Source organism: Pseudarthrobacter oxydans (assembly GCF_034258515.1).
GTDB lineage: Bacteria > Actinomycetota > Actinomycetes > Actinomycetales > Micrococcaceae > Arthrobacter.
Map to the genome: position 1 here is coordinate 2965615 of NZ_CP139438.1, position 13850 is coordinate 2979464.

The window sequence follows — 13850 nt, forward strand, 5'->3', positions numbered from 1 at the left end:
TCCGGCCCACGGGCACGCACCACATAATTGTTCACTGGATTCAGTGGTCACCACAGAGCAGGACGAAAGGGTAACACCATGGTTAAGCAGTCCATTTTCGGCCGCATCGCGCAGCTGGCAAAGGCTAACGTCAACTCGTTGCTGGACAACGCTGAGGATCCGCAGAGGATGCTGGACCAGATGGTCCGGGACTACACCAACAACATCGCAGAAGCAGAGTCTGCCGTTGCCCAGACCATCGGCAACCTCCGGATGCTCGAGGACGACTACAACGAGGATGTCAAGAACGCCCGCGACTGGGGCAACAAGGCACTCGCGGCCTCGCGCAAGGCTGATGAATTCCGCGCCAGCGGCGACGTGGTGGACGCCGAGAAGTTCGACAACCTCGCCAAGGTAGCCCTGCAGCGGCAGATGGCCGCCGAAAATGAGGCCAAGGGCGCGGAGCCGAGCATTGCTTCCCAGCGCGAAGTGGTGGAGAAGCTGAAGACCGGCCTGGACCAGATGAAGGGCAAGCTCAACCAGCTGACCAGCAAGCGCAACGAACTGGTGGCCCGGTCCAAGACCGCTGCAGCGCAGTCCCAGGTCCACGACGCCATCAAGAGCATCGACATCATGGACCCCACCAGCGAGGTTGGCCGGTTCGAAGAGAAGATCCGCCGCGAGGAAGCCAAGGTCCGCGGCCACGAGGAGCTCGCAGCTTCCAGCCTGGACGCCCAGTTCAACCAGCTTGAAGACCTCGGAGAGCAGGTGGAGATCGAAGCGCGCCTGGCCGCCCTGAAGTCGGGCAATTCAACCAAGCCGGCCCTCGGCACTTCAGGTTCCGCGGCCTCGGCATCCACCGTCGAGGAAGCTGACTTCGACAAACTCTGAACGGAGGCGGGACATGCCGCCACTTCCGTCGTGAAGAAGTAGGGCCGGGGCCACGGACGGGCCCCGGCCCTTCCTGTCCCTGTCCCTGTCCCTGTGTAGCGTGGTGCTATGGACTCCTCCGGTGTGACCTCGATCGTCTGGCTTCGCGACGACCTTCGGCTGGACGACAATCCGGCCCTGGTGGAAGCGGCTGCGCTGGGCCTGCCCCTGACGGTCGTCTTCATCCTCGACGAGGAGTCCGAGGGCGTCCGGCCACTCGGCGGGGCCACCCGGTGGTGGTTGCATCACTCCCTCACCTCCCTGGCGGCGGCGCTCGAGGCCACCGGCTCCCGACTGGTCCTCCGCCGCGGCCCCGCGCTGGAGGTAATCCGGCAACTCGCCGCCGAGACCAACGCAGGCCACCTGTTCTGGAACCGCCGCTACAGCCTGCCGGAACGCACACTTGACGCCGCCGTCAAGGCGTGGTGCGGAGAAAACGGTATTGAAGCCTCCAGCTACCAGGCGAACCTCCTGTTTGAACCATGGACGGTCCGCACCGGTGCCGGCGGCCCCTACAAAGTGTTCACACCGTTCTGGCGGGCCTGCCTCGCGAACGGTGATGTGCGCGGCCCCCTCGACGCTCCGCTGAAGTTGCCGGCGCCGCCCAAGGGAACAGGTGGCATGCCGGCCGGGGACGAGCTTGAGGGCTGGCAGCTCCTGCCCTCCTCCCCCGACTGGAGCGGCGGGCTGGCCGAAACCTGGGAGCCTGGGGAAGAAGGTGCCCACCGGCGGCTGGAGGATTTCCTGGACGGTCCTGCACGGGACTACGGCACCGGCCGCAATGTGCCGGGGGTGGAAGGAACAAGCCGCCTGTCTCCGCACCTGCGCTTCGGCGAAGTCAGTCCTTTCAGGATCTGGCGGGAAATCCGCAGCAGCTTTCCGCGGGAGGTGCCGGCCGACGTCGGGATCTTCCGTTCCGAGCTCGGCTGGCGCGAGTTCTGCTGGCACCTCCTGTACACCAACCCGGAACTGGCCACCCGTAACTACCGGGCGGAGTTTGACCGCTTTGAGTGGCAGTCCCTGGGCAGCGAGGAACTGAAGGCCTGGCAGCAGGGCCGCACCGGATATCCGTTCGTTGATGCCGGGATGCGGCAGCTCTGGCAGACAGGCTGGATGCACAACAGGGTGAGGATGGCGGCAGCGTCCTTCCTGGTCAAGAACCTCCTGGCGGATTGGCGGACCGGGGAGGCCTGGTTCTGGGACACCCTGGTGGACGCCGACGCCGCGAGCAACCCCGCCAACTGGCAGTGGGTGGCAGGCTCAGGAGCGGACGCGTCCCCGTACTACCGGATCTTCAACCCGGTGACCCAGAGCAAGAAGTTCGACGCCGCCGGGAACTACCTGCGCCGCTACATCCCTGAGCTGGCAGGACTGGACGGAAAAGGCATCCACGAGCCGTGGAAGGCCGGCGGTGACCTGCGGGGGTATCCCGCTCCCCTGGTGGACCTCCCGGAGTCCCGGGAACGGGCACTCGAGGCCTACCAGCGGCTTAAGGACGGCTGAAATCCCAGGCAGGCGGGCCTGGGTCAGCGGCTGACCTTGCCCATCAGGGAGGCGACGGGCCGCAGGAAAAGCGGGCGGGCCAGGAACCAGGCCGCCACCATGACCACCACCGAAGCGAGGAAGACCCAGAAACCGAACCACCCGTCGTTGTCCTGCACACCGTACATGTGGTTGAGGTTGCGGAGGGCTCCCGTGGCGAGCACCAGGAACACGTGCACCACAATGAACGCCACGAAGTAGATCATCACGGGGAAGTGCACAGCCCGTGCCCATTCAATGGGGAAGGCCTTGTTGAGGCCTGCCGCCTTTTTGGGCCAGGCACCGGACATGCGGAGGCCGGTGATGAAGGCCAGCGGAGCCGCGATGAAGACGGTCACGAAGTACGTCAGCAGCTGAAGCGCGTTGTAGTTGATCCAGCCGTTCTCGGTGGGCCAGTCCAGCGAGGCATACTGCAGGGCGGCCGACAGCGCGTTGGGGAAGACGTCCCAGCTCGTGGGAACAATCCGCATCCACTGCCCGGTGGCAAAGAGCAGTACAGCGAACACCAGGCCGTTGAGGATCCACAGCGCATCGAGTGTCAGGTGAAACCACAGCTCAAGCGTGATTTTGGCGGGCGGGTTCTTGGTCTTGATCAGGCCCTTGTTGTTCCGCGTCCAGTGGCCGCTGGGACGGGTGGTGGTGCGCACCTGCCACCCGGTCCGGATGATCAGGAGCAGGAAGAAGGCGTTGAGAAAGTGCTGCCAGGCAAGCCAGGCAGGAAAGCCCACGGGAGCAGCGGCCGGAAGCCCGGAATGTCCCGGATAGTCGGCAACGAAGGAAGCCACGGCAGGAAGGCCCATCAGCCACCTGGCAATCAACACCACGAGGACCAGCCCTCCCAGGGCGGCAGGTACCCCCCAGTAGAGTCGCGACCGCTTACCCGCCGCGGTACCGGGCTTCTTCGTGGGTGTGGACATCGAACAACATTCCTCTCGAGAATGACTGGCCAAGTGCTCACGACGTGTGAGGCTCTGCGAAAGAGAATACTAGGAACTACTCGTATCCAAGGAAAAAGAAGACCCCGGCCGGCTGATATGCCGGTCGGGGTCTTCTCATAGTTGCGGGGACAGGATTTGAACCTGTGACCTCTGGGTTATGAGCCCAGCGAGCTACCGAACTGCTCCACCCCGCGTCGCTGAAACAACACTACCCTATTTTCCCGGCCCGCATTTCCACCTGCCGGGGAAACAAAAAAGTCCGGACACTGTTTCCAGTGTCCGGACTTCCCCATCAGTTGCGGGGACAGGATTTGAACCTGTGACCTCTGGGTTATGAGCCCAGCGAGCTACCGAACTGCTCCACCCCGCGTCGCAAGGTCTACTTTACCGGCACGTGAACTCCAGGCCAAATCGGAGCGGCGTGATGTCCGTCTCGCCAAAACGGACGCGGCACCTGCTCCCCGAAGGAGCAGGTGCCGCGTCCCGCCGTCGTACGTAATCAGCTACCGGGCGGTATCAGTCAGGTACCAGTCACAATCACTTACTCGGCGAGGGCGAAGGCGTAGCCGTGGACGCCGGAGCGGGAGATGCCTCGGGAGCCGCCACGGGGATCTTGGCCTCCGCCTCGACGGCCCTCTTGAGGGCAGCGGCGATCCGGTTCTGCGCCTCACCGTACGCCGCGAAGTCGCCGGCAGCCAGTGCCGCCTGCCCTGCCTGCATGGCCGCGTTGGCTTCGTCCAGCGCCGCCTTCAGGTCCGCCTTGGCATCCGCACCAGCGGGGCTGGCAGGGGCGCCGGGACCGGCGGGCGCCTGGCCGTTGTTGTCCGAGTCGCCGGCAGCAGCTCCGGAGTCTCCACCGAACAGCTGCTTCAGCGCCTCATCCAGGGTGGGCGCAAAGCCCACCTTGTCGCCGAACGCCACCAGGACGCGCTGCAGCGTCGGGTAGGACGTCTCGCCGGTGGACTTGAGGTAGACAGGCTGCACATACAGGATGCCGCCGCCCACCGGAAGGGTGAGGAGGTTGCCGTTAAGAACTTCCGACGCGCCCTGGCGCAGCAGGTTCAGCGCCTGCGACACCGTGGGGTCCGAGTTGAACTTGTTCTGCGCCTGGCCCGGACCGGGGACCTGGATCTCCGGTGGGATCTGGAGCAGCCGCAGCTTGCCGTAGCTCTCCGCCTTAACCCCTGCCTGGTTGCCGGCATCCGAGTCAGCAGCAAGGAAGCCGTAGAGCACGTTGCGGGCGTTTCCATTGACAATCTGCGGGATGAACGACGACGTCAGCTGGAAGGCGGGCTTGTCCTGGTCCGGCATCTGCAGCGACATATAGAACGGCGGCTGCTTGACGCCGCTGGTGGAATCAACCGTGGGATCCGCCGGAACGCTCCAGACATCCTTGGTCTGGTAGAAGGTGGACGGGTTGGTCACGTGGTACTCGCCCAGGAGCTGGCGCTGGACCTTGAACAGGTCCTCCGGGTACCGGACGTGGCTCATGACATCGCCGGACATTTCCGAGTACGGCTTCAGCGTCGAGGGGAACACCTTCTGCCAGGACTTCAGCAGCGGGTCCTGGTCGTCCCATGCGTAGAGCGTGACCGAACCGTCGTACGCATCCACCGTTGCCTTGACGGAGTTCCGGATGTAGTTGACCGTGCTGTTGGGCAGGGCAACCGCCCGGCCGGACGTGGTCTGGGTGTCAGCGGTGGCATCCGAGAGCTGCTCCTGCTGGGAGTACGGGTAGTACTGGCTGGTGGTGTAGCCGTCCACGATCCACTTGACCCGGCCGTCCACCACTGCAGGGTAGGCATTGCCGTCCACGGTCAGGTAGGGAGCTACCTTTTCCACGCGCTCCCGGGGGTTGCGGTCGTACAGGATCTGGGACTCCTGGTTGACGCCGTCCGAGAGCAGCAGGTCCGAGGACTGGAACTTGATGGAGTACAGCACGCGGTTGAAGAACGTCCCCACGTTGGGTCCGCCGTTGCCTTGGAAGGTGTACTGGGTCTCGCCCTCGCCTTCCCGGCCGGAGGGCCTGTCCTGCTCGCGAGCACGAGCACCTTCCGGCGCGCCAACAATTGAGTAGTCCGGCGAGGACTCGCCAAAGTAGATCCGCGGTTCATAGGTGGAGTCGTCGCCGAGGACACCGGTTGACGGGATGCCCGACTGCAGGAACTCCGGCTTGCCGTCCACTGTGAATTTGTTGCCCTTGGCTGCCACCACGCCGTATCCGTGTGTATAAACCACGTGCTGGTTGAGCCAGCCCTGCTGGTTGGTTGCGACGTTGGCGGGGTTCAGTTCACGGACCGCGATCACGGTGTCCTGGATCTTGCCGTCCACCTCGTAGCGGTCAACGTTGAGGGCTTCGGGGAACTGGTAGTACGGCCGGTACTGTTCCAGCTGCGAGAACGCGTCCGAGATCAGGTTAGGGTCCAGCAGCCTGATGTTCGCGGTGGTCTGGGCATCAGGCGCGAGGGCTCCGGTGCTGGCCGTGTTGGTGGCGTTGTAGCGGTCCACCTGGATCTTGTCCAGGCCATACGCAGCCCGAGTGTTGTCGATGTTGCGCTGGATGTATTCCTTTTCCAGCGTCTCTTCCGAAGGACGGACCTGGAACTGCTGGATCACCCACGGGTAGACGCCCCCGGCGAGGATGGACGTGATGACCAGCATCGCGGTTCCAATGACGGGCAGTCGCCATTTGCCGATCACCGCGGCGACGACGAACAGGATGGCAACGAGGACCGCAGCCACCGCGAGGATGGCCTTGGTGGGGATGACGGCGTTGACGTCCGTGTAGAGGGCGCCGGCCCAGCGGCCGCTGTTGCTTTGCACTGTCGTAAAGCGGTCAAGCCAGAAGTTGATGCCCAGGAGCACCAGGAAGGAGGCGCCGGTGACAGCGATGTGGATCTGCGCCGCCCGGCTGGTGAAGACGCCGCGTTCCATCAGCCGGATGCTGCCGTAGAGGTAGTGGGTGAGGATGCCTGCGATGCCGGCAATGACCACCACGCTGATCAGGAATCCGGTCACGAAGCCGAAGAACGGAAGCGTCATCAGGTAGAAGCTGATATCCATGTTGAACTCGGGATCCGCTTGCCCGAAGGGCTCCTGGTTGAAGAACAGGAGGACTTTCTGCCATTGGCTGGCGGCTGCGCTGCCGGCGAAGAGGCCGAACAGGACGGGCAGGCCCACCATGACTACCCGGCGGACGGGTTCCAGCTGCGCCTGGTACCGGTTGAGGTTGTCCCGGATCTCGGAGTCGGGCGCATAAACCGGCCTGGCGTGGTAGGCGATCCGGATCGCGAAGAAGACCGCCAGGAACATAACCGCGAAACCGGCCGCGAAGATGCCGATCCGGGCCAGGTTCTCGGTCACGAACACTTCAATGAAGCCGAGCTGGCGGTACCAGAGGACGTCGGTCCAGACGTTGGCGAAGAAGATGAAGCCCACTACCACCAGGGCAACAACGATCAGGGTGGGCGTCAACGCCCCGCGTCGTGAAGGGGGCCTGCCTGTGGACATGGTGCTGGCGGGACGGGACAAACTGGGTACCTCATAGCTGGTCGTCAGATTATTCGATGCGTGCGTGCGAGCGACGTCCGGCACCGGTCAAACAGCTGGTTTCGTCCGTCACAATTGCCACGAGTGGCGGTAAGGCTTAGTTCCTGTCGAGTCTAGTTGCGCCCAGTCTAGTTGCTTGTGCACGCCGGAAGGCCGGACGTGTCCTGGCCGCTGCCGGCGCGTTGGACGGCGTCACGCGCCTCCGCGAGGTTCTCCACCCGGACCACCTGCAGCCCGTCGGGGATCTGCCCCACCACTTCCCGGCAGTTGGCGGCCGGCGCGAGGAACATGGTGGCTCCCCCGGCCCTTGCACCCTGCATTTTCTGCTCGATCCCGCCGATGGGTCCCACGAGGCCGTCCGGGGAGATGGTGCCGGTCCCCGCGATGTGCTTGCCGCCCGTCAGGTCGCCCGGGGTGACGGTGTCAATAATGCCGAGCGAGAACATCAGCCCGGCGCTGGGGCCGCCCACCTTCTCAAGCGAGATCTCGACCGTGAAGGGGAACGTGAACAGGTATTTGAGCATCACGCCGAGGATGAAGCGGCCCTCGCCGTTGTCCTTGGGGGTGATGGTCTCCGTGACCGGCTGCCCGCCGCGCTCCACCACCACGGTGGCCGGCGCGCCTTTTCCTGCCGCCAGTTCCTCCTGGACAACGGCCAGTGAGGTGATGTCCCGGCCATTGATGGTTTTGAGGATGTCCCCGGGCTCGATCTTCCCGGCGGATGCGGAACCTTCCGAGAGGCCCGCTGCCTGGAGCTGCTGCCCGAAGGGAATGTCCAGCTCCTTGAGGGCCGACGCCACGGCGTTCTCCTGGGAGGTGGTCATGGCCACGGAACTCTGTTCCTCAGCCTCTTCCCTGGTTGTGCCGGTGGGGTAGATCAGTTCCACCGGGTGGACGGCCTTGGAGGGGGCAAGCCAGGCGGAAAAGGCATCAAGGATGCTGACGGGCCCGTTGGGTCCGCCGTCCACGTAGACCGTGGTGAGGTCCAGGTTGCCTTTCGCCGGGTACGCATCCCGGCCCGTGATGCTGATAACCGGCTTTCCCTGGCTCTCACCCAGGGTGTTGTACGTGGGTCCGGGTGACTCGATGACGTACGGCACCGGAATGGTACCGACGGCGATTCCCAGCCCAAGGGCCGACATCCCGGCCAACAGCATGGCGGACACTTTAGGGTCGCGCGGCGCAGGGTCCGGCAGCAGCCTGCCGACGGCCGGACCGCCGTCGTTGGTTTCTTCTGTTGGTGCTTCTTCTGTCTGCGCAGGTAACCCGCGGGTGAAGAGCTCAGGAGCGTGGTCCTCTGAGGGGTGGCCGCCACGGGTTGTAGTCACCCAACCAAGACTACGCGGTGACCAGTGCCTGCCAACGCTTTGCCTAGAGCGAACGGCCCGGCGGTCCGGCAGACAGCCGGGCATGGCCGGGGTACCGTGAAGGTTGACAGTCAAACCGACGATCGGCGGGATCATGGCCTCCAATCCACTCAATTCGTCCAATGGGGATGACACCCCCAAGGATCCGTTGACCGAAATGCTGCAGAACCTCATGGGCGGCAAGGGGATGGAAAATTTCGACCCCGCCGAGCTGGCCAAGGCTGCCGGGCTGCCCAACGACCCCAACCTGCTCGCGCAGATGTTCTCCCAGGTGCAGGCAATGATGAGTGCGCCTTCCGAAGGTCCCGTCAACTGGCAGCTTGCCCATGACAACGCCCGCCGGGTCGCGGCGAGCAGCAGCGACCCTTCAGTCACTGCCCAGCAGTCCCGCGAAATCGACGAGGCCCTGCGCCTTGCGGAACTGTGGCTTGACCCCGTGACAGACCTTCCCGCCACCGGCCTGATCGGCCACGCGTGGTCCCGGGCGGAGTGGGTGGAAGCCACCCTTGGAACGTGGAAACGGCTGACCGAGCCGGTTGCGAACAGCATCGCGAACGCCCTGTCCTCCGCAATGACGGAACAGATGCCCGAAGAGATGAAGTCAATGATGGGCGGGGCATCCTCGATGCTCCAGAACATGGGCGGGGCGATCTTCGGCATGCAGTTGGGGCAGGCCATCGGCGCCCTGTCCGCTGATGTGGTCAGCTCCACCGATATCGGTGTTCCGCTGGCCGACCTCGAGATGGCGCTGCTGCCGGCCAACGTTGCGGCGTTCGGTGAGGGCCTGTCCCTGCCCGAGAATGACATCCGGCTTTTCCTTGCGGTACGGGAAGCTGCGCACGCGCGGCTCTTTGTCCAGGTGCCGTGGCTGCGCGGCCATCTGCTGGGCGCCATCGAGGCCTACGCCCGCGGCATCCATATCGACACCTCGCGGATTGAGGAACTTGCGCGGGACCTTGATCCCGGCAACCCCGAGGGCATCCAGGAGGCCCTGTCCCAGGGCGTGTTCATGCCGCAGCGGACACCCGCACAGGAACAGGCCCTTGAGAAGCTTGAGACGGCGCTTGCGCTGGTGGAAGGCTGGGTGGACGAGCTCACGGCGGCCGCCACAGAGAAGCTGCTGCCGTCCGCGGGCGCGCTCCGCGAAACAGTGCGCCGCCGCCGGGCAACCGGCGGTCCGGCCGAGCACGCCTTTGCGTCCCTGGTGGGCCTGGAGCTGAGGCCCCGCCGGCTGCGGGATGCCGCCACGCTGTGGGCCACTTTGAAGGAAGAGCGCGGCATCGAAGGCCGCGACGCCATCTGGCACCACCCGGACCTGCTGCCCACCGCCGAGGACCTGGATGACCCCAAGGGCTTCAGCGGGCGCCGCAAACTGGCCGAAGCCAGCGACAGCGAAGTGGACGACGCCCTGGAGAAACTCCTCAGTGGCGGCTTCGACGCCGCCCCCGAAGGCAGGAGCGGCGCTGAGGGCCAGGGCGGCGCTGAGGGCCAGGGCGGCGCCGAAGGCCAGGACCAGGGCGGCACCGCAAAGGACGACGGCGACGGCGGGCGGCCGGAGGAGGGGCGGGACGGCCAGCCGAAAGGCTAGGACGTCCGGGCCCGCATTGTTGCGGGTGCGGCTTCAGTCCGCGTCCGGATCGGCCATGCCGCGCCCGGTGGCGAAGGAGACACCTTCCAGGAACGCTTTGGCCCGCTGGGTCTCGGGATAGGCCTCCAGCAGCTTCCAGAACGCGGCATTGTGCGCGGCCACCAGCAGGTGGGCGAGCTCGTGGAGCAGGACATAGTCGATGACCCACTGCGGCATTGGCCGCAGCTTGTTCGAGAGCCTGATGGTGCCCTCAGCGGGAGTAGCCGAACCCCACCGGGAATTCTGGTTGCTGACCCAGCGCACCGACGTCGGCACTGCCCGCCCCCCGAGGTACTGTGCGGACAGGTGGGCGGCATGGGCGGCGAGGGCGGCGTCCGTGGCCGGGCGCCGCTTGCCCGCTGCTGCCCGCGGCTCCCCCTGGCGCTGCAGCTTGGCCACCATCCGGTGGACCCATTCGGCCTCCTGGGCGGCGGTAAACCGCGCCGGGATGGCCACAACTGCGCTTCCGTTCTCCCAGAAGGCCGCCACCGTGCGGGTGCGCCGGGCCGAACGCCGCACGACGACGGGCGCACCGTCGTCAGTGGTCAAGGGGGCAGTAACCGCTCCGGCCGTCTTTGCGCCCTGGCCGGGCCTCACAGGGAAGTGCTTTCCGTGAGGACGCGCAGAACGTCCTCCCCGTACCGTTCCAGCTTGGACGGGCCCACTCCTGCCAGTCCGGCCAGCTCTTCGAGCGAGGCTGGGCGCGCCTCGGCGATGGCCGTGAGCGTGGCATCGGTGAACACGACGAACGCCGGCACCTCGGCGGCGAGGGCAACTTCGCGGCGCCAGTTCCGCAGGGCATCGAAAGTCTGCTCCTCATAACTCGGCGGACAGGAATTGCACCGGCCCACCTTGCGTTCCGCGCCGGTGGCGAGCATGCTTCCACAGACCCGGCACATGGCAGGAGCGGCGGCCTTCCGGCGGGACACCGTGACCTTCCCCCGGGTGGTTGAAGTCGCCACCGAATCCGGGCGCAGCCCGTCAAGGAACCTGGACGGTTTCCTGTTTGCCCGTCCGCCCGGGGTCCGGGCAGTGGACCAGGACAGCGACAGGTGCTCCCGGGCACGGGTGATTCCCACGTAAAGGAGCCTGCGTTCCTCGTCCACCGATTCCGGCGAGTCAGCGAAGGAGATGGGCATCAGCCCCTCGCTGAGGCCCACCAGGAACACCGCATCCCATTCGAGGCCCTTGGCCGCGTGCAGCGAGGCAAGAGTCACGCCCTGGACCGTGGGGGCGTGCTGGGCGAGGGAACGTTCCTGGAGTTCGTTGACGAAGTCGGCCAGGCCAAACCGGGCACCCCGGGTTTGGACCAGTTCGTCGGCAAGCGCCACCAGGGCCGCCAGCGATTCCCACCGCTCCCGCAGTGCGCCGCCGCTGTGGGGGGCGGAGTCCGTGTAGCCGAGGGACGAGACAATGTCCCGGACCAGTTGCCCCAGCGGCTCGGGGGAATCCGTCTCCGCGACGGCCCGGGTTGCGGCCCGAAGCTGCAGGATGGCGTCCCGGACCTCCTTGCGGGCGAAGAACCGCTCGCCGCCGCGCAGCTGGTACCCGATGCCGGCCGCAGCGAGGGCCTGTTCGTACGCCTCGGACTGGCCGTTGGTCCGGAACAGGACGGCCACCTCGCTTGCGGGCGTGCCGGCGTCGAGCAGGGCCTTGATCTTCTGGGCAACAGTGGCAGCCTCTGCTTCATCGTCCGCGCACTCGGTGAACTGGGGTGCCGGGCCCGCCGGCCGCTGGGCCACGAGCTGGAGCGGTGTTGCCCAGGCGGCGTCGGCCAGTGGACCGCCGCTCCGCCGGCCTGCCAGGAGGTCGTTGGCGAGCTTGACCACCTGGGGCGTCGAACGGTAGTCCCGGATCAGTTTGACCACGTTGGCCTGCGGGAAGCGGGCTTTGAAATCCAGGAGGTGCTTAGGGGAAGCCCCCGTAAACGAATAGATGGTCTGGCTGGCGTCACCGACGACGCAGAGTTCGTCCCGGCCGCCGAGCCAGAGGTCCAGGAGCCGCTGCTGCAGCGGGGAGACGTCCTGGTACTCGTCCACCACAAAGTGCCGGTACTGCTCGCGGACGGTGGCAGCGACCTTCTCGTCCTCCTGGAGAATTCCCACCGTGATCAGCAGGACGTCCTCGAAGTCAATGACGTTGCGGTCCGTCTTCACGTCCTCATACGACTGGAAGACCCTGGCCACGGCGGTGAGGTCGAACCCTCCCGGGGCGCCCCTGTCCTGGGCATTTTCCAGGTAGTTGGCCGGCGTGAGCATCGACACCTTGGCCCACTCGATTTCGGAGGCGAGATCGCGGATGGAGGCCCTGTCCGTGCTGAGCCGGAGCCGCCGCGCGGCCTCGGCCAGCATCTGTGCCTTGTGGTCCAGGAGGTTGGGCAGCGTTCCGCCAACCGCCTGCGGCCAGAAGAACTGCAGCTGGCGCAGGGCGGCGGCGTGGAATGTCCGTGCCTGCACGTTGCCCACCCCGAGATCCCGCAGCCGGCTCCGCATCTCGGCAGCGGCCCGGGCCGTGAACGTCACCGCAAGCAGCCGTTGCGGCGAATAGACGCCGGAGTGGACGCCGTAGGCGATGCGGTGGGTGATGGCGCGAGTCTTGCCGGTCCCTGCGCCTGCCAGGACACACAGCGGGCCGTTCAGGGTGCTGGCGACTTCGCGCTGCTCCGCGTCCAGGCCGCCAAGGATGCGGTCCTCCAGGGAGGCTGTCCCGTCAATATGTTCTGTAGTCACTTCTGCTGCTCTTGGTCTCGACTACCGCGTGCTGGAGTCTGGTGGATACGTAAAGGAGTCAGGCCCCGGCCCGGTCCTGGATGCGTCCGCCGTACCAGTGCTCAATCAGCGAGCGGGCAATGGAAAGCCGGCTGGAGATGGTGATCTCCCCGCTGAGCACGGCTTCCTGGAGTTCCTCCCGGCTGAACCAGCGCGCCCTGGTGACCTCGACGCCGTCGGGCGTTGCTTCGGAGTCTTCGGTGACGGCGGTAAATCCAAGCATAAGCGAGGCAGGGAACGGCCAGGACTGCGATCCGAGGTACTGGCATGCGGTCACCCGGACCCCAACCTCTTCGTAGATCTCGCGGACTACTGCCTGTTCCAGGGACTCCCCGGGCTCCACGAAGCCTGCCAGCGTGGAATAGTTCCTGGCATCCGTAGGACCTCCGCCGCCCAGCAGCAGCCGGCCGTCAGGGCCCTCGACCGTGACGATGATGGCGGGATCCGTCCGCGGGTAGTGCTCCGACAAGTCCACCGGGCAGCGACGCACCCAGCCCCCGGCTTCCACCTCGGTGGGCTTCCCGCAGCGCGGACAATGCGTGTGGCCGGCATGCCAGTTGGCGATGGCACTTGATTCGACAAAGAGCGCGGTGTGGGTTGGGGTCAGCCCGGCAGCCACGTCGCGGAAACCGGCCCACTGGGCGTCGGAGGGGATTCCGGCTGTTCCCGGAGCCGCCTGCTCCGGCAGGACAAACAGCAGCAGGCCGGTTCCTGCGGGAAAGTCCGAGTCCGGGAGGGCGGTGCCCAGGAAGATGACCAGTTCCGGGGCTGAGCCTGCCGTGGTGAGTTCCTCAAGCAGGGGCGCCGCAGCGGCCGTAAACAACCCGCCGTCCTGTACCAGCCCCTGCCGGCCCGACAGGACAACGGCCAACGTTGCGGGGTTGGCCAGCTGGCTGGCAACTATTCCGGGAGCCGTGCGCTCGGCCGATCCGCGGTCCACCAGCGCCGGCCTGACAGGGAGCAGTGTGTCCCTGAGGTGGTTGGCGGGCAGCATTGCCTGCTGCCCCTGGTAGACCGGTGTAACAGACTCGGCGTGGCTCATAGGTCCACCGTACTGACTGGCGCTGACAATTGACATTTCGAGGCCGTTTCCCGGCCGACCTCCCCTCCCCTGATTTGCAGGTATCTCAAGACTCGCCGCCGCCGGACC

At 65.9% G+C, this 13850-nt stretch carries 9 protein-coding genes and 2 tRNA genes; 3 read left to right on the plus strand and 8 right to left on the minus strand.

The annotated features are described in order from the left end of the window. Nucleotides 1-78 precede the first annotated feature (78 nt). A complete protein-coding gene (locus tag SMD14_RS13425; protein ID WP_157241740.1) occupies nt 79-870 on the plus strand; it encodes a PspA/IM30 family protein in 792 nt (263 codons plus the stop codon). A 108-nt stretch (nt 871-978) separates the two neighbouring features. Next, entirely contained in the window at nt 979-2412 is a 1434-nt protein-coding gene (locus SMD14_RS13430) for a deoxyribodipyrimidine photo-lyase (protein ID WP_321213959.1), read from the plus strand. 23 nt (nt 2413-2435) lie between these two features. Here the strand turns inward: SMD14_RS13430 and SMD14_RS13435 are convergent, their stop codons facing one another. From SMD14_RS13435 to SMD14_RS13455, 5 genes are all read right to left on the minus strand, one after another. Further along, nucleotides 2436-3368, minus strand: a complete 933-nt coding sequence (locus SMD14_RS13435) for a cytochrome b/b6 domain-containing protein (protein ID WP_157241738.1) — start codon at nt 3366-3368, stop codon at nt 2436-2438. Nucleotides 3369-3509: 141 nt separating this feature from the next. Beyond that, nucleotides 3510-3583, minus strand: a tRNA-Met gene (locus tag SMD14_RS13440). A 102-nt stretch (nt 3584-3685) separates the two neighbouring features. After that, nucleotides 3686-3759 (minus strand) — tRNA-Met (locus SMD14_RS13445). A 167-nt stretch (nt 3760-3926) separates the two neighbouring features. Next, complete coding sequence (locus tag SMD14_RS13450; RefSeq protein WP_197432587.1) at nt 3927-6899, minus strand: UPF0182 family protein; 2973 nt, start codon at nt 6897-6899, stop codon at nt 3927-3929. A gap of 167 nt (nt 6900-7066) precedes the next feature. Continuing rightward, nucleotides 7067-8266 (minus strand): PDZ domain-containing protein, encoded by a 1200-nt coding sequence (locus SMD14_RS13455; RefSeq protein ID WP_409339687.1) that lies wholly within the window; start codon nt 8264-8266, stop codon nt 7067-7069. A gap of 133 nt (nt 8267-8399) precedes the next feature. Between SMD14_RS13455 and SMD14_RS13460 the strand changes: the two genes are divergently transcribed. Then, nucleotides 8400-9893 carry a zinc-dependent metalloprotease gene (locus SMD14_RS13460; protein WP_321213960.1) on the plus strand — a complete coding sequence of 498 codons (1494 nt, stop codon included), beginning with the start codon at nt 8400-8402 and terminating at the stop codon, nt 9891-9893. Between the two features lie 33 nt (nt 9894-9926). Here SMD14_RS13460 and SMD14_RS13465 read toward each other — a convergent pair whose 3' ends face one another. From SMD14_RS13465 to nudC, 3 genes are read right to left on the minus strand one after another with little or no spacing between them, the layout of a single operon-like run. Next, the gene (locus tag SMD14_RS13465; RefSeq protein WP_321213961.1) at nt 9927-10481 is read right to left on the minus strand and encodes a M48 family metallopeptidase; all 555 of its coding nucleotides are present in this window, start codon (nt 10479-10481) and stop codon (nt 9927-9929) included. Between the two features lie 44 nt (nt 10482-10525). After that, nucleotides 10526-12661, minus strand: coding sequence for an ATP-dependent DNA helicase UvrD2 (locus SMD14_RS13470; RefSeq protein ID WP_321213962.1), 2136 nt, complete (start codon nt 12659-12661; stop codon nt 10526-10528). Nucleotides 12662-12719: 58 nt separating this feature from the next. Further along, nucleotides 12720-13742 (minus strand): NAD(+) diphosphatase, encoded by a 1023-nt coding sequence (nudC, locus tag SMD14_RS13475; RefSeq protein ID WP_321213963.1) that lies wholly within the window; start codon nt 13740-13742, stop codon nt 12720-12722. Nucleotides 13743-13850 lie beyond the last annotated feature (108 nt).